Source organism: Bradyrhizobium sp. HKCCYLS1011 (assembly GCF_051167795.1).
Lineage (GTDB): Bacteria > Pseudomonadota > Alphaproteobacteria > Rhizobiales > Xanthobacteraceae > Bradyrhizobium.
In genome coordinates this window covers 143890-169980 of sequence record NZ_JBNPTT010000008.1, presented here as the reverse complement: position 1 = coordinate 169980, position 26091 = coordinate 143890, and the positions used below count along the sequence as shown (strand labels likewise).

The 26091-nt window shown below is 64.9% G+C and carries 21 protein-coding genes; 12 read left to right on the top strand and 9 right to left on the bottom strand.

Going from position 1 to position 26091, the window contains the following annotated elements:
* Window positions 1-53: 53 nt before the first annotated feature.
* The 3 genes from ACQR1W_RS26580 to ACQR1W_RS26570 all read right to left on the bottom strand — a co-directional run bounded on the left by ACQR1W_RS26580 (window position 54) and on the right by ACQR1W_RS26570 (window position 1948).
* Window positions 54-890 carry an SDR family oxidoreductase gene (locus ACQR1W_RS26580; RefSeq protein WP_434853586.1) on the bottom strand — a complete coding sequence of 279 codons (837 nt, stop codon included), beginning with the start codon at window positions 888-890 and terminating at the stop codon, window positions 54-56.
* Between the two features lie 339 nt (window positions 891-1229).
* The gene (locus ACQR1W_RS26575; protein WP_008974566.1) at window positions 1230-1613 is read right to left on the bottom strand and encodes a cell division protein ZapA; all 384 of its coding nucleotides are present in this window, start codon (window positions 1611-1613) and stop codon (window positions 1230-1232) included.
* Complete coding sequence (locus tag ACQR1W_RS26570; RefSeq protein ID WP_434853585.1) at window positions 1610-1948, bottom strand: DUF4164 domain-containing protein; 339 nt, start codon at window positions 1946-1948, stop codon at window positions 1610-1612. Before ACQR1W_RS26570 ends, ACQR1W_RS26575 begins: the two co-directional genes overlap by 4 nt.
* A gap of 319 nt (window positions 1949-2267) precedes the next feature.
* Between ACQR1W_RS26570 and tkt the strand changes: the two genes are divergently transcribed.
* The 9 genes from tkt to ACQR1W_RS26525 all read left to right on the top strand — a co-directional run bounded on the left by tkt (window position 2268) and on the right by ACQR1W_RS26525 (window position 14084).
* Window positions 2268-4253: a transketolase gene (tkt, locus tag ACQR1W_RS26565; RefSeq protein ID WP_434853584.1), complete on the top strand. Its 1986-nt coding sequence runs from the start codon at window positions 2268-2270 to the stop codon at window positions 4251-4253.
* A gap of 89 nt (window positions 4254-4342) precedes the next feature.
* Window positions 4343-6208 (top strand): DNA helicase RecQ, encoded by a 1866-nt coding sequence (gene recQ, locus ACQR1W_RS26560; protein WP_434853583.1) that lies wholly within the window; start codon window positions 4343-4345, stop codon window positions 6206-6208.
* 348 nt (window positions 6209-6556) lie between these two features.
* The gene (gene gap, locus ACQR1W_RS26555) at window positions 6557-7564 is read left to right on the top strand and encodes a type I glyceraldehyde-3-phosphate dehydrogenase (RefSeq protein WP_434853582.1); all 1008 of its coding nucleotides are present in this window, start codon (window positions 6557-6559) and stop codon (window positions 7562-7564) included.
* A gap of 132 nt (window positions 7565-7696) precedes the next feature.
* Window positions 7697-8890, top strand: coding sequence for a phosphoglycerate kinase (locus ACQR1W_RS26550; RefSeq protein WP_434853581.1), 1194 nt, complete (start codon window positions 7697-7699; stop codon window positions 8888-8890).
* 58 nt (window positions 8891-8948) lie between these two features.
* Entirely contained in the window at window positions 8949-10016 is a 1068-nt protein-coding gene (fba, locus tag ACQR1W_RS26545) for a class II fructose-bisphosphate aldolase (RefSeq protein WP_434853580.1), read from the top strand.
* A 348-nt stretch (window positions 10017-10364) separates the two neighbouring features.
* Window positions 10365-11387, top strand: coding sequence for a class I fructose-bisphosphate aldolase (locus ACQR1W_RS26540; protein ID WP_434853579.1), 1023 nt, complete (start codon window positions 10365-10367; stop codon window positions 11385-11387).
* Window position 11388: 1 nt separating this feature from the next.
* A complete protein-coding gene (locus tag ACQR1W_RS26535) occupies window positions 11389-12066 on the top strand; it encodes a thiamine phosphate synthase (RefSeq protein ID WP_434853578.1) in 678 nt (225 codons plus the stop codon).
* Window positions 12067-12076: 10 nt separating this feature from the next.
* Window positions 12077-13174: a tetratricopeptide repeat protein gene (locus ACQR1W_RS26530; RefSeq protein WP_434853577.1), complete on the top strand. Its 1098-nt coding sequence runs from the start codon at window positions 12077-12079 to the stop codon at window positions 13172-13174.
* Window positions 13175-13292: 118 nt separating this feature from the next.
* On the top strand, window positions 13293-14084 hold the full coding sequence (locus ACQR1W_RS26525) for an inositol monophosphatase family protein (protein WP_434853576.1): 792 nt from the start codon (window positions 13293-13295) through the stop codon (window positions 14082-14084).
* A 198-nt stretch (window positions 14085-14282) separates the two neighbouring features.
* On the opposite strand, the gene ACQR1W_RS26520 is transcribed toward ACQR1W_RS26525, so the two are convergent.
* From ACQR1W_RS26520 to ACQR1W_RS26505, 4 genes are all read right to left on the bottom strand, one after another.
* Complete coding sequence (locus ACQR1W_RS26520; RefSeq protein WP_434853575.1) at window positions 14283-14882, bottom strand: outer membrane protein; 600 nt, start codon at window positions 14880-14882, stop codon at window positions 14283-14285.
* A gap of 249 nt (window positions 14883-15131) precedes the next feature.
* A complete protein-coding gene (locus tag ACQR1W_RS26515) occupies window positions 15132-18287 on the bottom strand; it encodes a multidrug efflux RND transporter permease subunit (RefSeq protein WP_434853574.1) in 3156 nt (1051 codons plus the stop codon).
* 6 nt (window positions 18288-18293) lie between these two features.
* Window positions 18294-19493, bottom strand: coding sequence for an efflux RND transporter periplasmic adaptor subunit (locus ACQR1W_RS26510; protein WP_434853573.1), 1200 nt, complete (start codon window positions 19491-19493; stop codon window positions 18294-18296).
* A 322-nt stretch (window positions 19494-19815) separates the two neighbouring features.
* A complete protein-coding gene (locus tag ACQR1W_RS26505) occupies window positions 19816-20631 on the bottom strand; it encodes a DUF1295 domain-containing protein (RefSeq protein ID WP_434853572.1) in 816 nt (271 codons plus the stop codon).
* 180 nt (window positions 20632-20811) lie between these two features.
* Between ACQR1W_RS26505 and ACQR1W_RS26500 the strand changes: the two genes are divergently transcribed.
* The 3 genes from ACQR1W_RS26500 to ACQR1W_RS26490 all read left to right on the top strand — a co-directional run bounded on the left by ACQR1W_RS26500 (window position 20812) and on the right by ACQR1W_RS26490 (window position 23589).
* Entirely contained in the window at window positions 20812-21801 is a 990-nt protein-coding gene (locus tag ACQR1W_RS26500; protein ID WP_008969831.1) for a hypothetical protein, read from the top strand.
* Window positions 21802-22114: 313 nt separating this feature from the next.
* A complete protein-coding gene (locus tag ACQR1W_RS26495; protein ID WP_008969830.1) occupies window positions 22115-23143 on the top strand; it encodes a peptidoglycan -binding protein in 1029 nt (342 codons plus the stop codon).
* Window positions 23140-23589: a GNAT family N-acetyltransferase gene (locus ACQR1W_RS26490; RefSeq protein ID WP_434853571.1), complete on the top strand. Its 450-nt coding sequence runs from the start codon at window positions 23140-23142 to the stop codon at window positions 23587-23589. The genes ACQR1W_RS26495 and ACQR1W_RS26490 overlap by 4 nt, the downstream gene beginning before the upstream one ends.
* A gap of 215 nt (window positions 23590-23804) precedes the next feature.
* On the opposite strand, the gene ACQR1W_RS26485 is transcribed toward ACQR1W_RS26490, so the two are convergent.
* Both ACQR1W_RS26485 and ACQR1W_RS26480 read right to left on the bottom strand, forming a co-directional pair.
* A complete protein-coding gene (locus tag ACQR1W_RS26485; RefSeq protein ID WP_008969828.1) occupies window positions 23805-24005 on the bottom strand; it encodes a hypothetical protein in 201 nt (66 codons plus the stop codon).
* Window positions 24006-24122: 117 nt separating this feature from the next.
* Window positions 24123-25976, bottom strand: coding sequence for an ABC transporter ATP-binding protein/permease (locus tag ACQR1W_RS26480; RefSeq protein WP_434853570.1), 1854 nt, complete (start codon window positions 25974-25976; stop codon window positions 24123-24125).
* Window positions 25977-26091: the final 115 nt, after the last annotated feature.

Sequence of the window (26091 nt, the reverse complement as noted above, 5' to 3'; positions counted from 1 at the left end):
GCGCTCATCAAGTCCGTCTTAGCCTCAAATCCCCACGGAGATCGAGGTCCTCGCTAGCTCGCCCAGTTTTCGCGGAATTCCGGAAACAGCGAGACGCCGCCGCAGGCATAGAGAGTCTGGCCGGTGATGTAGCTGGCTTCATCCGAGGCCAGGAACGCGAACACGGCAGCGATCTCCTCCGGCGTACCGACCCGCCCCATGGGAATGTGGGACTCGACCAACGCGCGCTTGACCGGATCATCGGTCCAGGCGGCGTTGATCGGGGTGTCGATCGCGCCGGGGCCGACCGAATTGACACGAATGCCGCGGCCGGCGAATTCCAGCGCCAATGTCCGCGTCAGTCCGGCCAGCGCGCTCTTGGAGATCGAATAAGCGAGATAGCCGGGCTTCGGGATGATCTGGTGGACGCTGGAGGTATTGATGATGTTGCCGCCGCCGGCGCGCGTGACGAAATGCGCCAGCGCCTGCCGGGCGCAGAGCACGGCGCCGGTAAGGTTGACCTCGATGATCTGGCGATAGGTCTCGACATCGAGCCTCTCGCTCGGCGATTCCCGCTGGAAACCGGCGTTGTTGACCAGACAATCGAGCCGCGGCCAGCGCGACAACAGCGTCTCGAACATGGCATTGATATCGGCCTCGACGCCGATGTCGGCATGCACGATGAAATGATCACGCGTGCCATGTCCCCGCTCGGCCGAGGCCGCCTGCACCCGCGCCAACGTGTCCTCCGCGCCCTCGGGCGAGCCGACATAATTGATCGCGACGTGCGCGCCCTCCTGCGCGAAGCGAATCGCAACCGCACGGCCGATGCCCTGTGACGCGCCGGTGACGAGGGCGTAGCGATCGACGAGGCGGGAGGGAAATTGGGACGGATTATTCGAAGGCGACATGCTTTGCTCCGGCTCTGGGACGTCTCAGGCTGTAGCAGACTCCCACGCGAGAATGGAGTTCCACCTTCCTCAATGGCACCTGCAACAGCTCAATGCGAACCAAGGGGGTGACGTGAATGCGCGGTCCGATGACCGGCTCCGCGACGCAATCCAGAACTGCACGAGGATTTCTGGATTGCTTCGGTGCGTGCGCCTCACAATGGGCAGTCGTGTAGGGTGGGCAAAGCGAAGCGTGCCCACCATCGTGATAACTCGAGAGTCGACGGGTGCGGCGCTCAGCACCTTTGCCTGCGCTACAGTGTTGCGGGATTTCGTGATTACCAATCCGCGTCGGTGTGATCACCCGATCGCGACGCCACCGCCGATGGTGCGGTTGAGCACCTGCGTCGTCTTCTCGATGCGCTCGGCGGCGGCATTGAGTGCTTTCGCCACGGCGGCCTGCGTCGCGCGGGCGCGATCGGCGGCGGCGTTGCGCACATTGCGCAGACTATCGAGCTCTTCCTCCAGCACGCGAATGCGCTGGCCCGCATCGAGCAATTCGTCGCAGACAGTGAGCGCCGCCATCACCGTGAGCCTGGCGTCACCGATCTCGCCGAACTTGCCGCGCAAATTCGTGATGCGCGATTCCAGGCTCTCGGCGAGCTTCAGAAGCCGCAACTCCTGGCCCTCCTCGCAGGCCATGCGATATTGCCGGCCGTTGATGGTGACGTTGATGTGGCTCATTCCTCGGCATCCTCGTCGTGGTCTCCGCCGCCATTGAGCACCGCTCGAATGGTGCCGATGGCGACGTCGAGCCGTTCGGCGATCTCGCGATTGGCGCGCTCGAGCTTGCGCGATTTCATCAAGGAACCATCGAGCTCGTCGGCGAGGCGCGAGCGATCGGCGCCGAGCGCCTGGATCCGCGTCGCCAGTTCGTCCTCGTCCCGGTCGGCCTCGCGCCGCCGCTCCACCGCGCTCTCCAATGCATCCAGCGCCCCCATCAGACGACGGGTCGCCGCTTCGAGCTCGATAGCGGCGGGTTCCACCTGTCCGACGGCGTTGGCGGGATGATCACTCATGGGGTCGAATGCGGGCCCTTCGACAAGCGCCCGGATACAAGGCAAAAGCCGTCATCCGGCAAGCGCTTACGCGCAGAACCTTACGTGCCAAGCGAGGCAAGCGCAACGCCGGGACAAAACTATGCACTGCAAAGCCGTGTTTTGCCCGTAACGCGGGTCCCGCGACGTTCCGCTTTGCGGAACGAGGGCGTGGTTTCCGCGTTTGACTGCCTTTCACTCCCGGAACCGAGGTGCTATCCAGCCGGCAAATCGCCCCACCACCCGCCAATACCGGCGGCTCCTCGACAATCGGCACCTCATTTCAAGACGGATCCCCATCATGACGCAGGTCGAACATTCCCGCATGGCCAATGCCATCCGCGCGCTCGCGATGGATGCCGTCGAGAAGGCCAAATCGGGCCATCCCGGCCTGCCGATGGGCGCCGCTGACGTCGCCACCGTGCTGTTCACGCGCTTCCTGAAATATGATGCCGCAGCCCCCGCCTGGCCCGACCGCGACCGATTCGTGCTCTCCGCCGGCCACGGCTCGATGCTGCTCTATGCGCTGCTGTATCTGACCGGCAATGAGCAGATGACGCTCGACCAGATCAAGCGCTTCCGCCAGGTCGATTCGCTCACCCCTGGGCACCCGGAGAATTTCCGCACCAAGGGCATCGAGACCACGACCGGTCCGCTCGGCCAGGGCATTTCGACCGCCGTCGGCATGGCGCTGGCGGAGAAGATGCTCCAGGCCGAATACGGCAAGAAGATCGTCGATCACCACACCTACGTGCTGGCCTCCGACGGCGATTTGATGGAGGGCATCTCGCAGGAAGCGATCGCGATGGCCGGGCACTGGAAGCTGAACAAGCTGATCGTGCTGTATGACGACAACGGCATCTCGATCGACGGCCCGACCTCGATCGCCGATTCGGTCGACCAGGTGAAGCGCTTCAAGGCCTGCGGCTGGGCGGCCGAGCTGATCGACGGGCATGATCCCGCCGCGATCGAGGCCGCGATCACCCGTGCGCAGAAGTCCTCCAAGCCGTCGCTGATTGCGTGCAAGACCACGATCGGCTTCGGCGCGCCGACCAAGGCCGGCACCGCCAAGGCCCATGGCGAGGCGCTCGGCGCCGACGAATTGAAGGGCGCCAAAGAGAAGCTCGGCATTTCGCAGGAGGCCTTCTTCGTGCCGGACGACGTGCTGAAGGCCTGGCGCGAGGCCGGCCGCCGCGGCGTGCCCGCGCGCACCGAATGGGAAGGCCGGCTCGCCGAGATGGGTCCGCGCAAGCGCGCCGAGTTCGAGCGGCGGCTGCGTCATGAGCGTCCTGCGGCGCTGGCGAAAGCGCTGAAGGATCACAAGAAGGCGTTGTTGGAAAATCCGCTCAACGTCGCCACGCGCAAATCCTCGGAAGCCGCGATCGAGGTCATCGCCGCCGCGATGCCGTTCGAGTTCGTCGCCGGCTCGGCCGATCTCACCGGCTCCAACAACAACAAGGCGAAATCGGCGGTCTCGTTCTCCGCCAAGACGCCGAAAGGCCGCTTCATCCACTACGGCATCCGCGAGCACGGCATGGCCGCGTGCATGAACGGCATCTTCCTGCACGGCGGCTTCACGCCGAACGGCGCCACCTTCCTGGTGTTCTCCGATTACGCGCGGCCCGCCATGCGGCTGGCGGCGCTGATGGGCGCCGGCGTCGTCTATGTGATGACGCACGATTCCATCGGCCTCGGCGAGGACGGCCCGACTCACCAGCCGGTCGAGCATCTCGCGGCGCTGCGCGCGATCCCGAACATGCGCGTGTTCCGCCCCTGCGACGCGATCGAGACCGCTGAATGCTGGGAGCTGGCGCTGAACCGCACCAACGGCCCGACCGTGCTGGCGCTGACGCGGCAGAACCTGCCGCAGCTGCGCACCTCGGCGCCGTCAGAGAGCCCGTGCGCGCGCGGCGGCTATGAGCTGGTCGCAGCGCAGGGTGACGCAAAAGTGTCATTGTTCGCCTCCGGCTCGGAGGTCGAAATCGCGGTGGCCGCACAGAAGCAGCTGGCCGAGCGCGGCATTCCCGCCCGTGTCGTCTCGGTCCCCTCGCTGGAGCTGTTGCTGGAGCAGCCGGCCGACACCAAGGCCGCTGTTATCGGCAAGGCGCCGGTCAAGATTGCGATCGAAGCCGCGGTGCGCTGGGGCTGGGACGCCGTGATCGGCCAGGACGGCATCTTCGTGGGCATGCATTCATTCGGCGAGAGCGGCCCCTACAAGGAGCTCTACAAGCATTTCGGCATCACCGCCGAGGCGGCAGTGGAAGCGGCCGTCAAGCGGCTGGGCTAAGCATCAGCAGAGAGACGACCAACGCGGCACGGCCGCGTTGGCTTTCCTGACCGTGAGACACCCCGTCAGTCGCTTGCCCCGTCCTCACCATGGCCTCAGCCGATAACGCCACGACCGAGACGGCCGCAAACGCGCTGGCCGTACTCAATTCGGTGTTCGGGCTGTCAGGTTTTCGCGGCGCGCAGGAAGCGGTCGTCAGGCATGTCACGGACGGCGGCAATTGCCTGGTGCTGATGCCGACCGGCGGCGGCAAGTCGCTGTGCTATCAACTGCCGTCGCTGCTGCGCAAAGGCTGCGGCATCGTGGTCTCGCCGCTGATCGCGCTAATGCGCGACCAGGTCGCCGGCCTGCTCGAGGCCGGCGTCAACGCCGCGGTGCTGAACTCCACGCTGTCGCGGGAGGAAGCCGACGAGGTTGAAAGACGGCTGATATCAGGCGATCTCGATCTGCTCTATGTCGCGCCCGAGCGGCTCGTCACGCCGCGCTGCCTCGCCCTGCTGGATCGCGCTGACATTGCCCTGTTCGCCATCGACGAGGCGCATTGCGTGTCGCAATGGGGGCATGACTTCCGCCCCGAATATATCGGGCTGTCGGTAATTGCGGAGCGCTTTCCCGACGTGCCGCGCATCGCGCTGACCGCAACCGCGGACGAGTTGACCCGCGAGGAGATCGCGGAGCGACTGGGGCTTGTCGACAGCCCGCAATTCGTCGCGAGCTTCGATCGCCCGAACATCCGCTACGAGATCGTCGACAAGCACAACGGGCCGGCCCAGCTCAAATCCTTCATCAGGGAACGCCACCTCGGCGACGCCGGCGTCGTCTACTGCCTGTCGCGCGCCAAAGTCGAGGACGTCGCAGCCGCGCTGACCGAGGCCGGAATCACTGCGCTGCCCTATCACGCCGGGCTCGATGCCAGTGTGCGCGCCCGCAACCAGGACCGCTTCATCAACGAGGACGGCATCGTGGTGGTCGCCACGGTCGCGTTCGGCATGGGCATCGACAAGCCCGACGTGCGCTTCGTTGCGCATCTCGATCTGCCGAAAAGCATCGAGGCGTACTACCAGGAGACCGGACGCGCCGGCCGCGACGGCAAGCCGTCGACCGCCTGGATGACCTACGGTCTTTCCGACGTCGTGCAACAGCGCCGGATGATCGACGAGTCCAACGGTTCGGAGGCGTTCAAGCGGGTGTCGATCCGCAAGCTCGACGCGCTGATCGCGCTGACAGAGGCTGCGGACTGCCGGCGCAAGCGCCTGCTGAGCTATTTCGGCGAGACCGCGACAGGCGAGAGATGCGGCAATTGCGACAACTGCCTGTCGCCGCCGCGTGTCCGCGACGGCAAGGTGATCGCGCAGAAGCTGCTGTCCTGCGCCTATCGCACCGGCCAGCGTTTCGGGGCGATGCACCTGATCGATGTGCTGGTGGGACGTGCGACCGAGCGCGTCAAGCAGTTCGGACACGACAAATTGTCGGTGTTCGGCGTGGGCCGCGAGCTCAACGAGAAGCAGTGGCGCGCCGCGCTGCGCCAGCTGGTGGCGATGGGCCATCTTGCGCCCGACAGCGAAGCCTTCGGCGCGCTGAAGCTGACGGACACGTCACGCGGCGTCTTGAAGGGCGAGACCGCGGTGATGTTGCGCGAGGAGACGGCGAACGCCGCCCGCGCGATCCGAAGCAAATCGCGGCGTGGCGATCTGGTTGCGCGGCCGGGCCAGGCAGTCGATGCACCCCTGCTCGCGAGCTTGCGGGCGTGGCGTTCGGAGGTGGCGCGCAAGCGCGGCGTGCCGGCCTATGTGGTGCTGCACGACACCACCATCGACGGCATCGCGGCCGCACGTCCGTCAACGCTCGGACAACTCCGCGACATCCCCGGGATCGGCGACAAGAAGCTCGAACATTATGGCGACGAGCTGCTGGCGTTGGTCAGGGCGGCGGGGTCGTCAGGATCGCCAGCGTGACAGGATCTGCGAAATGGCTGCCTTGTATACCAAGCCATCGCTGACCGACCGTTGCTGACAATTCCGTCGTGTCGGGAAGCCATCGCAGCCATCCACCCGCGACGCGGTGGCCGTGGGTGCGGTCACAACCGATTGAACAAATTCGGAACCCCGGCCTTCCGTCCCGAATATCCGCGCCCGGCGCTCCCAGTCCTGCGACAGGCGGTTGAGCAATCGCAAAAAAAGGACTACGAAAGGGCCATATTGTCCGCTCCCGTCCGGCAGAACCGGGCGTTAATACCGCGAAACACCCTGGTGGGCCTGTATGGCCTCTCGCAGGGGTGAGAAACGTCATTGAAGGAGACGAAGATGGCAGTCCGGGTCGCAATCAACGGGTTTGGCCGCATTGGCCGCAACATCCTGCGCGCTATCGCAGAGTCCGGCCGCAAGGATATTGAGGTGGTCGGCATCAACGATCTCGGCCCGGTCGAGACCAATGCCCACCTGCTCCGTTACGACTCCGTGCATGGCCGTTTCCCCGGCACCGTGACCGTCGACGGCGACTCCATCAGCCTCGGCAACGGCAAGATCAAGGTCAGCGCCGAGCGCGACCCCGCCAAGCTGCCCTGGAAGGATCTCGGCGTCGACATCGCGCTGGAATGCACCGGCATCTTCACCGCCAAGGAGAAGGCCTCCGCGCATCTGACCGCCGGCGCCAAGCGGGTGCTGGTCTCGGCGCCGGCCGACGGCGCCGACGCCACCATCGTCTTCGGCGTCAATCACGACACGCTGACCAGGGAGCACCTCGTCGTCTCCAACGGCTCCTGCACCACCAACTGCCTGGCGCCGATCGCCAAGGTGCTGAACGACACGGTCGGCATCGAGACCGGCTTCATGACCACGATCCACGCCTATACCGGCGACCAGCCGACGCTCGACACGCTGCACAAGGATCTCTACCGCGGCCGCGCCGCGGCGATGTCGATGATCCCGACCTCGACCGGTGCTGCGAAAGCGATCGGCCTGGTGCTGCCCGAGCTGAAGGGCAAGCTCGACGGCGTCGCGATCCGCGTGCCGACGCCGAACGTCTCGGTCGTCGACCTCAAGATCGTCGCCAAGCGCAACACCGATCCGAAGGAGATCAACGAGGCGATGAAGCGCGCCAGCGAGCAGCAGCTGAAAGGCGTGCTCGGCTACACCACCGCGCCGAACGTCTCGATCGACTTCAACCACGACCCGCATTCGTCCACTTTCCACATGGACCAGACCAAGGTCATGAACGGCAATCTGGTGCGCGTGATGTCCTGGTACGACAACGAATGGGGCTTCTCCAACCGCATGGCCGACACCGCCGTGGCGATGGGCAAGCTGCTGTAACCGCAACAAGTCATTCCGGGGCGACGCGACAGCGTCGAACCCGGTATCTCGGAGATTCCGGGTTCGCCTCTTCGAGGCGCCCCGGAATGACGCCCCCAAAACGATGCCCCGCCCTGACGAGGGAGCTCTCACATGAAACAATTCCGCACCCTCGACGACGTCGACGTGAAGGGCAAACGCGTGCTGTTGCGCGTCGACCTCAACGTGCCCATGGACAACGGCCACGTTACCGACGCCACCCGGCTCGAGCGCGTGGCCCCGACCATCAACGAGATCGCCACCAAGGGCGGCAAGGTCATCCTGCTCGCGCATTTCGGCCGGCCTAAGGGCCGCGACGAAAAGGACTCGCTCAAGCCGGTCGCCGCGGCACTGGCCGATGTCGTGAAGCGTCCCGTCGCGTTCGCCGACGACTGCATCGGCGAGCCCGCTGCAAAGGCGATTGCCGCGATGAAGGACGGCGACATCCTCTGCCTGGAAAACACCCGCTTCCACAAAGAGGAAGAGAAGAACGATCCGGCCTTCGTCGCCGAGTTGGCCAAGCTTGGCGACATCTGGGTCAATGACGCTTTCTCTGCCGCGCATCGCGCGCATGCCTCGACCGAGGGCCTCGGTCACAAGCTGCCGGCCTATGCCGGCCGCACCATGCAGGCCGAGCTGGAGGCGCTGGGCAAGGCGCTGGGCAGCCCGACCCGCCCCGTCATCGCAATCGTCGGCGGCGCAAAAGTCTCGACCAAGATCGACCTTCTCGAAAACCTCGTCACCAAGGTCGATGCGCTGGTGATCGGCGGCGGCATGGCCAACACCTTCCTGCATGCGCAGGGCGTGCAGATCGGCAAGTCGCTGGCCGAGAAGGATCTGGCGCCGACTGCGCTGAAGATCCTGGAGAAGGCCGAAGCCGCGAACTGCGCGATCATCCTCCCGGTGGACGCCACCGTCTCCTATCACTTCGCCGCCAACTCGCCCTCCTTCGCCTATGGGCTCGATGCTATTCCGCCCGACAGCATGATCCTCGACGTCGGCCCGCAATCGACCGCGCGCATCCATGCCGCGATCGACGATGCCGCCACGCTGGTCTGGAACGGCCCGCTGGGCGCCTTCGAGCTGGCGCCGTTCGACCGCGGCACGGTGGTTGCGGCCAAACATGCGGCCGAGCGCACCAAGGCCAAGAAGCTGATTTCGGTGGCCGGTGGCGGCGACACCGTGGCGGCCCTCAACCAGGCCGGCGTGGCGCATGATTTCACCTACGTTTCCACCGCCGGCGGCGCGTTCCTGGAATGGATGGAAGGGAAACCTCTGCCGGGCGTCGAAGTTTTAAAAAATCGCTGACTTAGGACATACGAGGCCCAAGGCTCACACCCAAGGCCCACAACGGAGAACAGGATCGATGGCTCGCATCACGTTGCGTCAATTGCTCGACCACGCGGCGGAGAACGACTACGGCGTCCCTGCCTTCAACATCAACAACATGGAGCAGGCGCTGGCGATCATGGAGGCGGCGAACGCCGTCGATGCGCCGGTCATCATCCAGGCGTCACGCGGCGCCCGCGCTTACGCCAATGACGTGATGCTCAAGCACATGATGGACGCGTTGACCGAGATCTATCCGCACATCCCGGTGTGCGTGCATCTCGACCATGGCAACGAGCCCGCGACCTGCATGACCGCGATCCAGTCCGGCTTCACCTCGGTGATGATGGACGGCTCGCTGAAGGCCGACGGCAAGACCCCGGGCGACTGGGACTACAATGTCGGTGTCACCAGGACCGTGACCACGATGGCGCATCTCGGCGGCATATCAGTCGAGGGCGAGCTCGGCGTGCTCGGCTCGCTCGAGACCGGGATGGGCGACAAGGAAGATGGCCACGGCGCCGAGGGCAAGCTGTCCCACGATCAGCTGCTGACCAATCCCGACGAGGCCGTGAAGTTCGTCACGGAGACCAAGGTCGACGCGCTCGCGATCGCGATGGGCACCTCGCATGGTGCCTACAAGTTCACGCGCAAGCCCGACGGCGACATCCTCGCCATGAACGTGATCGAGGAGATTCACCGCAAGCTGCCGAACATGCATCTCGTCATGCACGGCTCCTCGTCGGTGCCGCAGGAGCTGCAGGAGATCATCAACGCCAATGGCGGCAAGATGAAGCCGACCTGGGGCGTGCCGGTCGCGGAGATCCAGCGCGGCATCAAGAACGGCGTGCGCAAGATCAACATCGATACTGACAACCGCATGGCGATGACCGGCCAGATCCGCAAGGTTCTGACAGAGCACCCCGAGGAGTTCGATCCGCGCAAATATCTGAAGCCCGCGATGGAAGCGATGACCAAGCTCTGCAAGCAGCGGCTCCAGGAGTTCAATACCGCAGGCCAGGCCTCCAAGATCAAGCGCGTGCTGACCACTGCCGAAATGGCCAAACGCTATGCCAAGGGCGAGCTCGACCCGAAGGTGGCGTGAGCGGGCGCCCAAGAGGTTGGCTTCCCTTAAGCCACAACGATAGTGCACCCTCTCCCCTTGTGGGAGAGGGTGCCGAGCGAAGCGAGGCGGGTGAGGGGTTCTCGCGGCACATGCGCTCGCCGAGAGAGGCCCCTCACCCGGCTCGAATTTCGCTTCGCTCATTCTCGCCACCCTCTCCCACAAGGGGAGAGGGTGCACCTCGCTTCTCGGCCGGCAGCTCGTTTCGGCACCAGCGAACGTTCACACCTCTCCGGGAACCGCCTCCTTTCAGGCCAATGTTTTCTCGGCAACTGCCCGAGAACGGTCTATTTTGGCAGGCAGGGCAGGTGCACTCTGGAGCATGCCGTCATGAATCTCCCCGATCTCAACAAGGTCGCTGTTGCCATGGTGACGCCGGGCAAAGGCATCCTGGCCGCCGACGAATCCACCGGGACGATCAAGAAGCGCTTCGATGCGATCAATGTGGAATCGACCGACGAGACCCGGCGCGATTATCGTGAGATGCTGTTCCGCAGCGCCGAAGCGATGAACTACATCTCCGGCGTCATTCTCTATGACGAGACGATCTGGCAGAACGCCAAGGATGGCACGCCGCTGATCCGGCTGATCGAGCAGGCCGGCAGCATTCCCGGCATCAAGGTCGACGAAGGCACGCAGCCGCTGCCCTTCTGTCCCGGCGAGACCGTGACGGTCGGGCTCGACCGGCTGGCGGATCGTTTGACCAAGTATTACGCCCATGGTGCACGCTTCGCCAAATGGCGCGCGGTGATCGATATCGCGGCGGACATTCCGTCTGCGACCGCTGTTCATGTCAATGCGCATGCGCTCGCGCGTTATGCGGCGCTCTGCCAGGCGGCGCATATTGTGCCGATCGTCGAGCCGGAAGTGCTGATGGACGGTGATCACGACATCGACCGCTGCTTCGAGGTGACGCGACACGTGCTCGACGAAGTCTTCCGCGAACTACGCCTCCAGCGCGTCGCGCTCGAAGGCATGATCCTGAAGCCGAACATGGTGGTTGCCGGCAAGAAGTCTCCGAAGCAGGCTTCTGTCGATGAGGTCGCGCACAAGACCATCAGGCTGTTGAAGGAGTGCGTGCCCGCAGCCGTCCCCGGCATTGCGTTTCTGTCCGGCGGGCAGTCGGATGAAGAGGCCACGGCGCATCTCGACGCGATGAACCGGATCGGGCAACTGCCGTGGAAGCTCACCTTCTCCTATGGCCGCGCGCTGCAGGCGGCGCCGCAAAAAGCCTGGTCGGGCAAGGCGGAGAACGTACCCGCCGGCCAGCGAGCCTTCACCCATCGCGCCCATATGAACGGGCTCGCCAGCCTGGGCCAATGGACAGCCCAATTAGAACGGAAGGCGGCATAGAGTGGCCGGCAAGACGACCCCGCCGCGGCCGGCACCGCGGCTTTACCTCGCAACGCCCGTGATCACGGATCCCGCGCCGCTCGCCGCAGAGCTACCGAACATCCTGCGCGGCGGCGATGTCGCCGCTGTGCTGGTGCGGCTCAAGGAGAGCGATCCGCGCAGCATGATCCGATGCGTCAAAGCGCTGGCGCCTGCAATCCAGGACGCTGGTGCAGCGCTGTTGGTCGAGGGGCATGCGGATATCGTGGCGCGCGCCGGCGCCGACGGCGCGCATCTCAATGGGCTCGCCGCGCTCGACGAGGCGCAGCCAGGCCTGAAGCCGGATCGCATCGCCGGCGTCGGCGGGCTCGCGACGCGGCACGATTCGATGACCGCGGGCGAGCGCGGCACCGATTATGTGCTGTTCGGAGAGAAGGATGCGGCCGGCAGGCGGCCGTCCGTGGATGCGATCGTCGAGCGGCTGTCGTGGTGGGCCGAGCTGTTCGAGCCGCCCTGCGTCGGCTATGCCGCCACGCGCGAAGAAGCGACCGAATTTGTGGCCGCCGGCGCCGATTTCATCCTGGTCGATGATCTCGTCTGGAACGATCCGCGCGGTCCTGCCGCGGCGCTCGCCGATATCGACAGCGCCATCAAGCAGGCCTATATGGCGGTCCCCACGGCGGCAGCCGGACAAGGGTAACGCCATTCCGATGACGATGCTGCGCCTGACACCCGTTCTTGCGGTCCTCTTCTTGGCTCCGGCCGGCGCGCTCGCGCAGATCTCGCTGACCCCGCCCGCCGTTCAGCAGCCCCCGGCCGAGAAGCCCAAGCCGGCCGAAAGGGCCGCTGAGAAGCCCAAGCCGCCCGTGGCGAAGAAACCGGCTGCTCCACCTGCGCCCGCGGCGTCCGCGAAGCCCGCCGCGCCGCCGGCAAACCAGCCGGCAGCCAGCGCACCGCCGGCCGCGAACGATCCCAATGTCGATCTGGTCTATGGCGCCTATCAGCGCGGCCAATACAAGACCGCCTTCGACCTCGCGACCACCAAGGCGCAGGCCGGCGATGCCAAGGCCATGACCATGCTGGGCCAGCTCTATGAAAACGCCATGGGCATCCGGCGCGATTACGACAAGGCGGCGCTCTGGTACAAGCGCGCGTCCGAGGCCGGTGACCGCGAGGCGATGTTTGCATTGGCGATGATGCGGCTCGCCGGCCGCGGCGGGCCGGTCGATAAGCAGGAGGCGGTGAAGCTGCTGGCCTCCGCCGCCAAGCTCGGCGAGCCCAAGGCAGCCTATAACCTCGCTCTGCTCTATCTCGACGGCCAGACCCTGCCCCAGGACCTCAAGCGCTCGGCGGAGCTATTGCAGATGGCTGCCGACGCCGGCAACGCCGAGGCGCAATACGCGCTCGCGACCTTCTACAAGGAAGGAACCGGGGTGCCGAAGGATCCGGAGAAGGCCGCACGGCTGCTGCAGGCGGCTGCGGTTGCCGACAATGTCGATGCCGAGGTCGAATATGCGATCACGCTCTACAATGGCACCGGAACGCCCAAGAACGAGGCGGCCGCGGTGGCGTTGCTGCGGAGAGCGGCAAGACAGAACAGCCCGATCGCGCAGAACAGGCTCGCCTGGGTCCTGTTCTACGGTGCGGGGGGGACGCCGGTCGATCGAGCCGAGGCCTATAAATGGCATCTGGTCGCCAAGACCGCCGGCAAGGGCGATACCAAGCTTGATGAAAAATTCGCCGACCTCTCGCCCGAGGAGCGCGCCAAAGGCGAAGCGGCCGCCAAGCGCTGGCTCGGGGCCCAATGATCCGCCCTTGACGTCGGCGCCTGCACAGGGCACCCCACAGCTTCCATTTCACCGTTCCCCTCGCTTTCCGGCGCGAACCTGCGCCGCGAGGGCGCCAGCAGCCGGCCGCATCGAGATCATGATCCATTCCGCTCTCATCAACGTCATGGTCAAGGCCGCGCGCCGCGCCGGCCGCAGCCTCAAGCGCGATCTCGGCGAGATCGAGCATCTGCAGGTGTCGATGAAGGGGCCGGCGAATTTCGTCTCGCGCGCCGACAAGCGCGCCGAGGAGATGCTCTATGAGGACCTCGCCAAGGCGCGGCCCGGCTACGGCTTCATCGGCGAGGAAGGCGGCGCGCGCGAAGGCAGCGACAAGTCGCACACCTGGATCGTCGATCCTCTCGACGGCACCACCAACTTCCTGCACGGCATCCCGCAATTCGCGATCTCGATCGCGCTGCAGCGCGAGGATGCGGTGATCGCGGGCGTCATCTACAATCCCGCCAATGACGAGCTCTATATCGCCGAGCGCGGCAAGGGCGCCTTCCTGAATGACCAGCGGCTGCGCGTCGCCGCCCGCCGCCAGCTCAACGAATGCGTGATCGCCTGCGGTCTGCCGCATATCGGCCGCGGTGATCATGCGCTGTTCATGCGCGAGATGACCTCGCTGCAGACCAAGGTGGCAGGGCTGCGCCGCTTCGGTGCCGCCTCGCTGGATCTCGCGTTTGTCGCGGCGGGCCGCCTCGACGGCTATTGGGAACGCGACCTCGCGGCCTGGGACATCGCCGCCGGATTGATCATGGTGCGCGAGGCCGGCGGCACAGTCTCAGGAATCGACGGCAAAGACGATGCGCTGACCACAGGCCACGTCATCTGCGGCAACGAGGTGATCCACCGCGAGCTGGTGAAGGTGCTGAAGGCCGCGGCATAGCGAGCGGTGGCCACAACTCTGGCCTCACTCACGGTGTCGTCCCGGCCCTGAGCCGGGACCCAGAGCCACCGGCCGTCGTGGCGGGGCGAGAAACGTGCGAACAGCGCGCCTCGAATAGCTTCCTGGGGTTATGGATCCCGGATCTGCGCGCGCGTGCCGCGCGCTTGTCCGGGATGACGGCGAGGATAAGGTCGGGCCCTAGCGACGGCCGCTCGTGAAGGCCGAGGGTGTCTCGCCCGGCAGTGCCTGCGAGCTGATGTCACTGTCGAGACGGTCCGAGCCTTGCTGCGTGTAGCTGAACCCGAGCGACAGGCTGACATTCGGCGCGGGCTGAAACGCCACTCCCGCATGCGCGCGATAGCCGGCAGTCGCGCTGGATCTCGAATCGAACGCGGCAAACGGGCCGCCCGTGCCGGAATCATATTTCAGCGTATCGAAGCCGCCAAAGAGACTGACGCCACTGTTGATCTTGTAGCCGAACTGCGTGCCGTCGACCGAGAGCGAGCCGAGCGATCCATAGCGATTGACGAGCTGCGAGTTCAATCCGACGCCACCGAGCGCCGACCAGTCGGTCGAAAAACTGTAGCGCCGCGTGAAGAAGCCGCTGTCGCGGCCGCTGCCGTCGAAGCTCGGAAAGTTTCCGTAGCTGTCGAGGCCCTGACCACCGCTCCCGACATCGACGGGCCAGCCTGGGACCCAATACTGAATTGGAGCCGTTTGAGCATGAGCCACAGGGCCGCCCAGCGAGAGCGCGGTCAAAACCAGCGCGAGACTCAATCTGCCTGCGAAGTTCGACATGTCATTACCGTCACATGATGCCGGATCATACGCTTGGACCGGCGAGAATGCCAGTGGCGGCATCGTGACCGCGTCGTGGCAGACCCGCACGTCGTTCGGCGTCGTTCGCTATCGTCGTCATCATCCGCGAAAGCAGATGATCCAGTACGCCGAGACGCCGATTGTCAACGTCCGGAGTTTACTGGATGCGCGCCGGAGCCTGTCATCGGGCTCGCCGAAGGCGAGACCCGGTGGCGGTCATGCCGGACATCACGGTTTAACCGGCGTCGGCGGCCCATAGACGTCGCCCTGCCGTTCCGGCGCGGTTGTCTCCCGGTCTCCCGCCAGCACGCGCTGCACCGAGACGAAGAACACCGGCACCATCAAGAGCGCCAGGATCACGACCGCGATCATGCCGCCCATCACGCTGGTGCCGAGCGCCTGCTGGCTGGCGCTGCCCGCGCCTGAGGCGATCGACATCGGCAGCACGCCGCAGACGAAGGCAAGCCCCGTCATCACGATCGGGCGGAAGCGCAAGGAGCAGGCCTCGATCGTCGCCGCGACCAGCGGCTTGCCGTGACTGCGCAGGTCCTTGGCGAACTCGATGATCAGGATCGCATCCTTGGCGGCAAGGCCGATGATCGTGATCAGGCCGACCGTGAAATAGACGTCGTTCGGCAACCCGCGCAGGCTTGCGGCGACCACAGCGCCGAGAATGCCGAGCGGCACCGTCAGCAGCACCGCGAGCGGAATGGTCCAGCTCTCATATAGCGCGGCAAGACACAGGAACACGACGAAAGCCGACAGCGCTAGCAGGAACGGCGCCTGCGAACCCGATAGTTTCTCCTGCAGCGACTGCCCAGTCCATTCATAGCCGAAGCCGCGCGGCAATTTGTCGGCCAGGCGCTCCATCTCGGCGATCGCGTCGCCGGAGGTATAGCCCGGCTTGGCTTCGCCGGAGATGCGGATGGCGGGATAATAGTTGAAGCCGGCGATCTGCATCGGCCCTTTCGCCCATTCCACGGACGCAAAGGACGAGAACGGAACCAGCTGTCCGCTCGCATTCTTGACGCTGTAGTTCAGGATATCGTCCGCATTCATGCGGCTCAGGCGATCCGCCTGCACCACCACGCGCTGCATGCGCCCGCGGTTCGGGAAGTCGTTGACGTAATTGGAGCCGAGATTGGTCGAGATCGTGTTGTTGATGTCTTCGAAGGTCACGCCGAAAGCGCCCGCCTTCTCGCGGTCGATCATCAGGTTCACTTGAGGTCCCGGCGGCAGGCCCTCGATATAGACCTTCTGCAGCACCGGGCTGGCATTGGCCTCCGCGAGCAGCCGGTCGGCGGCAGCCGTCAGCGCCGCATAGCCTTTCTGGCCGCGGTCCTGCAGGCGGAAGCTGAAGCCGGAGGAGTTGCCGAGGTTGTCGATCGGCGGCGGCTGAAGCGCGGTGATCTTGGCGTCGCGGATCGAGGCGAGATCGCGGTTGATATCGGCGACGATCGCTGCCGCGCTATCCTTCGCACCGCGCTCCGACCAGTCCTTGAGCGAGATGAAGGCCTGCGCCGTATTGATGCCCTGCCCGGCATAGCTGAAGCCGGTGAGGAAGGTCACGTTCTCGACGCCGGCCCGCTCCGCCAGATATTTTTCGACCCGCTCGATCGCCCCCAGCGTCCGCGCGTAGGAAGAATCCGAAGGCGTCTGAACGTCGGTGGTGATGAAGCCCTGGTCGTCGACCGGCAGGAAGCCGCCGGGCATCCGCATGAACGCCAAGGTCAAGCCGCCAAGCAGGATCGCATAGATCAGCATCAAGCGGCCGGTGCGCGTCAACGCGCCGCGCACGACGCCGGTGTAGCGGTTGCGGCTGCCGTCCATGAAGCGATTGAACCAGCCGAACAGGCCTTTCCTGGCGTGGCCGTGACCGGTAGCCACTGGTTTCAACAAGGTTGCGCACAGCGCAGGCGTCAGCGACAGCGCCAGCAAGGCCGAGAAGCCGATCGCGGCCACCATGGTCACCGAGAACTGGCGGTAGATGATGCCGACCGAGCCCGGGAAGAACGCCATCGGCACAAACACAGCCATCAGCACCAACGTGATACCGATGATGGCGCTTGTGATCTGCGACATCGCCTTGCGCGTCGCCTCCTTCGGCGGCAGGCCTTCTTCCGCCATGATGCGCTCGACATTCTCGACCACGACGATGGCGTCGTCGACCAGGATACCCACCGCCAGCACCATGCCGAACATGGTCAGCATGTTGATCGAATAGCCCGTCAGCATCAGCGTGGCACAGGCGCCCAACAGCGCCACCGGCACTACGATGGTCGGGATGATGGTGTAACGGATGTTCTGCAGGAACAGGAACATCACGATGAACACGAGCACGACCGCTTCGATCAGCGTATGGATCACCTTCTCGATCGAGGCTTCCACCACCGGGGTGATGTTGTAGGGGATCTCATAGCTGATATTGGCCGGAAAGAACCGCGACAGCTCTTTCATCTTGGCCTCGACCGCCGCTGCCGTCGCCAGCGCGTTGCCGGTCGGCGACATCAGCACCGAGAGACCTGCGGTCGGCTTGCCGTTAAGGCGGGTGTTGAACTGATAGCTCAAGCCGCCGATCTCGAGGCGGGCGACGTCGCGCAGCCGCACCGTCGAACCGTCGGGGTTGGCGCGCAGGATGATCGACCCGAACTCGTCGGGCGAATCGAGCTGACCCTTGACCAGTACCAGCGCCGAGGTGCGCTGTCCTGATGCGGCCGGCTCGGCACCGATCGAACCCGAGGCGACCTGTGCGTTCTGCGCACCGATCGCTTTGGTCACGTCATCGGCGGTAAGGCCGTAGCCGATCAGCTTGGCCGGATCGAGCCAGACCCGCAGCGAGCGCTCGGTCGAATACAGCGTGGCGCGGCCGACGCCGGGAATGCGTCTGATCTCGCCGAGTACGTTGCGGATCATGAAGTCGCCGAGCCCGACCTCGTCGAGGCTGCCGTCGGTCGAGCGCAAGGTGATGATCTGCAGCACCGCGCTGGAGGCTTCCTCGACCAGGATGCCCTGTTGGATCACCGCGCGCGGCAGCCGCGCCTCGACGCGCTTCAGACGGTTCTGCACCTCCACCGAGGCATCGTTGGTCGATGTGCCCGGCACGAAATTCGCGGTGATCTCGACCTGCCCGAGCGAGTCGCTGGTCGATTCAAAATTGAGAATGCCGGAGGCGCCGTTGAGCTCCTCCTCGATCAGCCGCGTGACGCTGTTGTAGAGGTTCTCAGGCGAAGCGCCGGGATAGCTGGTCGAGATCGAGATCGAGGGCGGCGCGATGATCGGATATTGGGCGATCGGAAGCAGCGGGATCGAGATCGCGCCGACCAGACAGATGAACAGCGCGACGACCCAGGCGAAGATCGGCCTGTCGATGAAGAAGCTCGGCATGATCGCTTACCGCGTCGCCGACGATTGCGCCGAGACGTTTTCAGCGGAAGAGACCTCGGTCCAGGCTTGCGGCGCGACCTTGTCGCCGGCAGCGAATTTCTGAAAACCTTCGACAACGACCTTGTCGCCGGCCTTCAGGCCTTCGGTGACCAGCAGCAGGCCGTCCTGAATCGGACCGGTGCGGATCGGCTGCGCAATGACGCGGTTGTCGTCCCTGACAACGAACACCTCGCTGCCGCCGCCGACATTTCGCTGCACCGCCTGCTGCGGCACGCCGACGGAGTCGCTGTCGATGCCCTGCTCGATGCGAACCCGAACATACATGCCCGGCAGCAGCTCGCGCTTCGGATTCTTGAACTCGCCGCGCAACGTGACCTGACCGGTCGCAGCATCGACCTTGGCCTCCGAGAACAGGAGCTTGCCCGCCACCGGATAGGCGGTGCCGTCGTCCATCAACAAGCGCACCTTGATCGCATCGGGCGCGATCCGCTCGAGATCGCCGGATTCGAACGCGCGGCGAAGACGATGAAGCTCGCTGACCGACTGGGTGAAGTCGGCGTAGATCGGATCGAGCTGCTGAATGGTCGCAACCGTGGTTTCATTCTGCACAGCCAGCGCGCCTTCGCTGACCTGCGCAGCGCCCACGATGCCGTCGATCGGTGCGCGCACCGTCGCATAGTCGAGATTGAGATGCGCGCGCGAAAGCTCCGCCTTGCGGGCCTCGACGTCGGCCGCGGCCTCGCGTTCGGTGGCAACCGCCTTCTCGTTCTCGACCTCGGGAGTCGCCTTCTGGCTGAACAACAGGCTGATCCGGCGCGCCTGCTGCACGGCGCGCTCGTGCACGGCTTCGGCCTTGGCGAGCGCGGCCTTCGCAGAGAGCACCTCGACCTCGAACGGCCTGGGATCGATCCGATACAGCGGGTCGCCCGCCTTCACTTCGCTGCCCTGACGGAACAGGCGTTCGACCACGATGCCGGACACCCGTGGCCGCAGGTCCGAAACCCGCGTCGGCGCAATCCGGCCTGGCAGTTCGCGCACGATGGCTCGGGCCTGCTGCTCGACGGTGATGATCCCGACTTCGGGAATATCAACCTGCTCGTTAGATGAAGCCTGAGCCGTGATGGCGTCATCGCAGCCGCCAAGAAGTGGCGCGACGGCCGCGAGCAGCAATGCACTGCAAACCAATGACGCGCGAAGACGAGACATGGAAGAATAAGCCCCTGATGGTTGAAATGAGCGCGGATACGCGACGCCCCGCATGACGCCGTTCTGGCGTGGGTGTCGCCAACATAGAAATGTGCTGCTGCAGCGCAACGCACTTTGCGGCGGCTTGATGTCACACGATGCTATGCGACTGATTAGTTTCTATTATTTCTGATTCACCGGATTGTGAGGTGCAGGGAACCAAGCCGAAACCAAGAAGCCCCACAACAGACCCGCGAATCCCAGTCAGGCTGCCTGCGACGAAATCTCGCAAGCCACGCTGCACACACGGCTTCAACCGGTGCGCGGAGGACTCAGACCACGCTCATATCGCGCTCTGCTTACGGGGCGGCAGCGGAAAGAACGCGCTGGTGCGGTCCTGATAGGCCCGATAGCGCGCGCCGCGCGAGCGCAGCATCTGCTCCTCCAACGGCGGGATGCCGGTCACATGCACCAGGATCCAGTACATGAAGAGTGGCGCCAGTACGCTGGCCAAGCCCCAGGGGTAATCGGGCGCCAGCGCGATCACGGGGTAGGAGAGCCAGCACACCCATTCGAAAAAGTAGTTGGGATGACGCGACCAGCGCCAGAGTCCGACGTCGCAGACCTTTCCGTGGTTGTCTGGATTGGAGCGAAAGGCCTTCAACTGGGCATCCGCCAGCGCTTCTCCCGCAATGCCGATCAACAAGATCAGCGCGCCCAGCCCATCCTGCAGGCGCAGGCCGGCGGCTGGGACATGGGCCGCGACAAAGATTGCGAAGGCGAGCGGAAGCGAGCCCCAGGCCTGCTGCTGCAGAAACAGAAACATGCGACGGGGAGCGTCCTTCCCCCACTGCCTGGCGAATTCGGCATAGCGTGGATCATCGCTGATCTTGGTCGTGCGCCGCGCAACATGCGTGCCCAGCCGAACCGACCAGATCGCAACCAACAGGGCGACCAGCCATTGGCGGCCGTTCGGCGCTTCGCCCGTGACCGGCCATAGCGCGCCGGCCGCGCCGACCAGCCCGACCGAGAATGTCCAGATGGTATCGACCCAACCGGAATTTCCGGTGCGCTGCTGCACGACCCAGGCCAGAGCCATGAGGGCAGAGAGCGACAGCCCGATCAGCAGCAGGGCTTCCAGGTATCCAAGGATCGTCATGACAAACCCCGGGCAATCCCGCTAAATATGACTTGGGATAATTACGGGCCGGTCGCTGACCGGTTTCAGGACACAGTTCCATGCAGAGTCCGGGAATTGCGGCAATCGCCGCTTTTTTCCAGTCCCTGCTATGCCATAGTGAGCCTCAAGACCGGTTTTCCGTAACGGATGTCATCGACAATGCCTCAAGGCTCCTCTACCCGTTCCGCGATGGACGTCGAACTGACCAAATTGTCGTCGCCCCGGATCTTTCTGGTGCGCATGCTGGTCTTCCTGGTGCTCTGCGGCCTGGTCGGCGTCGTGCTGTACAAGCAGATCGTCCAGGCCTTCTTCGCCAATCCCGGCCTCAACGCGCTGATCGGCGCGGTGCTTTTCATTGGGACCATCCTGTCATTCCGCCAAGTCATCCGGCTCTACCCGGAGGTGTCCTGGGTCAACAATTTCCGCATCGCCGACCCGGGGCTCGCGATGGCCCGGCATCCGACCCTGCTGGCGCCGATGGCGGCGATCCTCGGCCGCGAGCGCACCGGGCGGATGACAATCTCGCAACAGACGATGCGGCACCTGCTGGACTCGATCGCCACCCGGCTCGACGAGGCCCGCGACATCTCCCGCTACATGACCGGCCTCCTGGTCTTCCTCGGCCTGCTCGGCACGTTTTGGGGTCTAATCGAGACCGTCGGCTCGGTGGGCAAGGTAATCGACGGATTGAAGGTCGGCGGCGATGCCGGCGCGCTGTTCGACACGTTGAAGGGCGGGCTCGCCGCGCCGCTGGGCGGCATGGGAATTTCGTTTTCGTCCTCGCTGTTCGGTCTCGCCGGCTCCCTGATCCTGGGGTTCCTCGATCTGCAATCCAGCCAGGCCCAGAACCGCTTCTACACCGACCTCGAGGACTGGCTCGCCGGCACGGTTCGCGAATATGGCGCCGGCGACTCGGCCGGCGGCGACCTGTCGGTCGCGATCGAGCGGCTACGCTCGGCGATGGAGGAAGGCTCCAATCGCGGCGCCACTGCCGCGATGGCGAACCTCGCCGAGGCGATCCAGGGTCTGGTGGCCCATATGCGCACCGAGCAGCAGATGATCCGCGAATGGGCCGATGGCCAGGGCGAACAGAACCGTGAGATCAAGCGGCTGCTCGAGCGGCTGGCCCGGCAAACGGAGAAGAGTTGAGCGGCTGGATGGCTGATCGATGAGATCAGCTTGAGTGTCGGAGGTCTCGATCGCTGGTGCCTGTCATGCTGAATGCTCTCGCCACAGCGACGGTGTATCCTCTCCCCTTGTGGGAGAGGGTGGCGGGCATGAGCACAGCGAAATGCGCGCCGGGTGAGGGGTTCTTTCCGTGGAGAGAGACCCCTCACCCGGCATGCTCGCGCTTCGCGCGACCATGCCACCCTCTCCTACAAGGGGAGAGGGTGCACCGAGTTCGCGGATACGCTGTGGATGCCGTCGACCCACAGGCCTATCGTTGTTGAGGAGACACTGAATGGCGCTCGCCCGTACCCGCCGCGACTCCGGCATGAACTATTGGCCGGGCTTCGTCGATGCACTGTCGACGCTGGTGTTGTCGGTCATCTTCCTGCTCACCGTGTTTCTGGTCGTGCAGTTCTTCCTCTCGCAGGAGGTGACGGGCAAAGACGAGGCGCTGCAGCAGCTCAATGCGAAGATCGCCCAGCTCAACGAGATGCTGTCGCTGGAAAAGCTCGGCAAGCTTTCGCTCGACGAGCAGATCGCCCAACTGCGCGCCGGCCTGTCATCGGCCGAGGCCGAGCGCGATCGCGTCAAAGGTCTCTATGAAGGCCTCGCCAATGCCGGCAGCGACGCGACCGGCCGCGCGAACGAGCTCAACAAGGCGTTGGATTCGGAGAAGCAGACGACCGCGCGCGCTCTCGCCCAGATCGAGGTTCTGAACCAGCAGATCAGCGCGCTGCGCCGCCAGCTTGCCGCGCTGGAAGACGCGCTCGATGCATCCGAGAAGCGCGACAAGGAATCGCAGAACCGGATCGCCGATCTGGGCCAGCGCCTCAATGTCGCGCTGGCGCAGCGGGTGCAGGAATTGTCGCGCTATCGCTCCGAGTTCTTCGGGCGGCTGCGCGCGATTCTCGGCAACCGGCCCGATATCCGCGTCGTCGGCGACCGTTTCGTCTTTCAGTCCGAGGTCTTCTTCGACACCGGACAGGCAACACTGTTGCCCGAAGGCCAGCAGGAGCTGAACACCGTCGCGACGGCGCTCATCGACCTCGACAAGCAGATCCCGAGCGAGATCGCCTGGGTGCTGCGGGTCGATGGGCACACCGACATCCGCCCGCTCAACAACAGCCCGCTGTTCAAATCGAACTGGGAATTGTCCTCGGCGCGCGCGATCTCGGTGGTGCAATATCTGATCTCGCTCGGCGTTCCGCCGCAGCGCCTGGTCGCAGCCGGCTTCGCTGAATTCCAGCCGCTCGATCCCGGCAATAACGAGGACGCCTTTCGCCGCAACCGACGCATCGAGCTGAAGCTGACGGAGCGGTGACGACCGCATTCACTCTCCGTCCCTACCGCGTCGCGGACGAAGACGCCACGATCACGCTATGGCAGCGCACATGGCAGCAGGCCTATCCGTCGATCGACTTTGCCAAGCGCGTGGACTGGTGGCGGGCGCGCTGGCGCAACGAGCTGGTACCGAACGCAGCCGTGATCGTTGCCGAGCAGGACGGTCAGATCGCAGGCTTCGTGACCATCGACCCTTCGGGTTATCTCGACCAGCTCGTGGTCGCACCCGAGCGCTGGGGCTCACCGCTCGCCACGGCGCTGGTCGATGCTGCCAAGCAGCGCGCGCCGTCCGGCGTCACGCTGCTGGTCAACAAGGACAATACGCGCGCGATCCGCTTCTATTTGCGGAGCGGCTTCGTCGAGGCCGGCGAGGACGTCAATCCGACCTCGGGCCGGCCCGTGCAGCGCATGGCTTGGAGACCTTGAGATACGACGAGATGCAACGAGACGATAAGAGTCGCAATGCCGCAACATCCACAGATGGGTCCCGGCGAACGCCGGGACCCATACTCCGCGGCAGACGTTGTTGAACGAAGATGCCTCAGGCATCGCGCGTCAAACGCCGGCCGGTAGTTACGGGCCCCTGCGTTCGCAGGAGCGACGGCGAGTATGTTGAAGCATCAAACTACAGCGAAGCGCAACTACACGCCGCGGAAGAGGACGCCGATCGTCAGCACGACAAAAGCGATCGCGAGCGCGTCGAATGCGTGGGCGGTCGAGAGCAGCGGCACGGAGGCATGGGTGTAATGCGCGAGCATGGCGACCAGCGCGAGCAGCAATGCGATGACGAAAATCACCATCGATGGGGGCGTGAGGGCAAAACTACCGCGACGATAGGGCATGTTCATTGTCCTGTCTGAGGGGGCATCCCGACTGACGCGACGCCAGCTGTTTCGCGGCAGGGAACGAACGAGCCCGGGAAAAAGTTGCAGGTACGAGAGCCTAAATTGAGGGCGCGATCACGCGCCCTCAAACTGCAGGCGCGCGAGCCGCGCATAGAGCCCGTTGGCGGCGACCAGGGAGGCGTGGGTGCCCTGCTCGACGATGCGGCCCTGCTCCATCACCAGGATGCGATCACATGACAGCACCGTGGCGAGGCGATGCGCGATGACGAGCGTCGTCCGGTGGCGCATCAGTTCTTCCAACGCAGTCTGGACCAGCGTCTCGCTCTCGGCATCGAGCGCGGAGGTGGCCTCGTCCAACAGCAACAGCGGTGCGTCGCGCAGGATCGCCCGCGCGATCGCGATGCGCTGACGCTGGCCGCCCGACAAGGTCACGCCGCGCTCGCCCAGCGGCGCATCGAACCCCTCCGGCAAACGGCGGATGAATTCGCTGGCATGGGCGAGTTCAGCCGCGCGTTCGACCTCGGCATCGCTGGCCTCGGGCCGGCCAAAGCGGATGTTTTCGCGCGCGCTCGCGGCGAACACGACGGGCTCCTGCGGCACCAGCGCCATGCGTTCGCGTACCTTGCGTGGATCCGCGTCGCGGATCGGCACGCCGTCGACGGAAATCGCACCCGACACCGGGTCGTAGAAGCGCAGCAGCAAATGAAACAGCGTGCTTTTGCCGGCGCCCGACGGTCCGACGATCGCGACCTTCTCGCCGCCTCTGATCGTGAACGAGACATCATCGATCGCTCGAACATCGGGACGCATCGGGTAGGCGAAGCTGACGTGGTCGAAGCTCAGGTCACCGCGCGCGGGCTCGGGCAGCGCACGCGGGTTGGCGGGCGGCGTGATCTCCGGCTTCACATGCAGCAGTTCGAACAGGCGTTCGGCGGCGCCGGAAGCCGCGGACACCTCGCCCCAGACCTCGCTGAGCTGACCGAGCCCTGCAGCCGCAAATGCGGCATAGAGCACGAACTGACCCAGACGTCCGGCGCTGATATGGCCTTCGAGCACGTCATGCGATCCGATCCAGAGAATCGCGACCACGCTGGAGAACACGATGAAGATGATGATTGCGGTCAGGACTGCGCGTGCCTTGGTCGACACTCGCGCCGCCTGATAGGCCTGTTCGGCCTCGCGGCCGAAGCGGTCGCCGGCAAGCCGCTCGCTGGTATAGGCCTGGACCGTCCTGATCGCGCCGACGAGCTCGGATGCATAAGCAGATGCGTCCGCCAAAGTGTCCTGCGCGTTGCGCGACAGCCGCCGCACCCAGCGGCCGAATGCGACCAACGGCAGCACGATCAGCGGAATGGCGAGCAGCACGAACCCGGACAGTTTCGGGCTGGTGAACACCATCATCGCGGTGGCACCAGCAAACATCAGGAGATTGCGCAATGCGATAGAGACCGATGCGCCCGCGGCCGATTTGATCTGGGTGGTGTCGGCAGTCAGCCGCGAGATCAGTTCACCGCTCCGCGCGGAATCGAAAAACGACGGCGACAGCGACATCAGATGCGCGAACACGTCCCGCCTCAGGTCGGCGACGATGCGCTCGCCAATGGTCATCACGAGGTAGTAGCGCGACGCGCTCGCCAGCGCGAGCACGGCCACGACCGCGATCATCACGCTGAAATAGCTGTTGATCAGCGCGATGCCTTTCGGGGTGAACCCGAAATCGATCATCCGGCGCACGGCGACCGGCACCAGCAGGGTCGTCAACGCCGCAACCGTGAGCGCGATCAGCGCCAGGATGGCGCGCCCCCGATAGCGGGCAATATAGGGCGACAATGCAAGCAACGGGCGCAGCCGGGAGCGACGTTCCGGCACGGCATCCTCGGCCAGCGCCTCGACCGCCGCGACGGCATCCCCCACCGGGTCCGGCCGGGTCTCGTCCTGCCTGTCCTCAAGCCGTTCGACTGCGCTCATGAGCCACCTGGAATGCTTCAAAACGTTGCCCGCCCTGATAGGCCTGCGCGGCGGGGCTTGGCAAATCCGGAAAGATACCAAGGTGGGAGAGTGCGGCGGAATTGGAGGCAGGCCG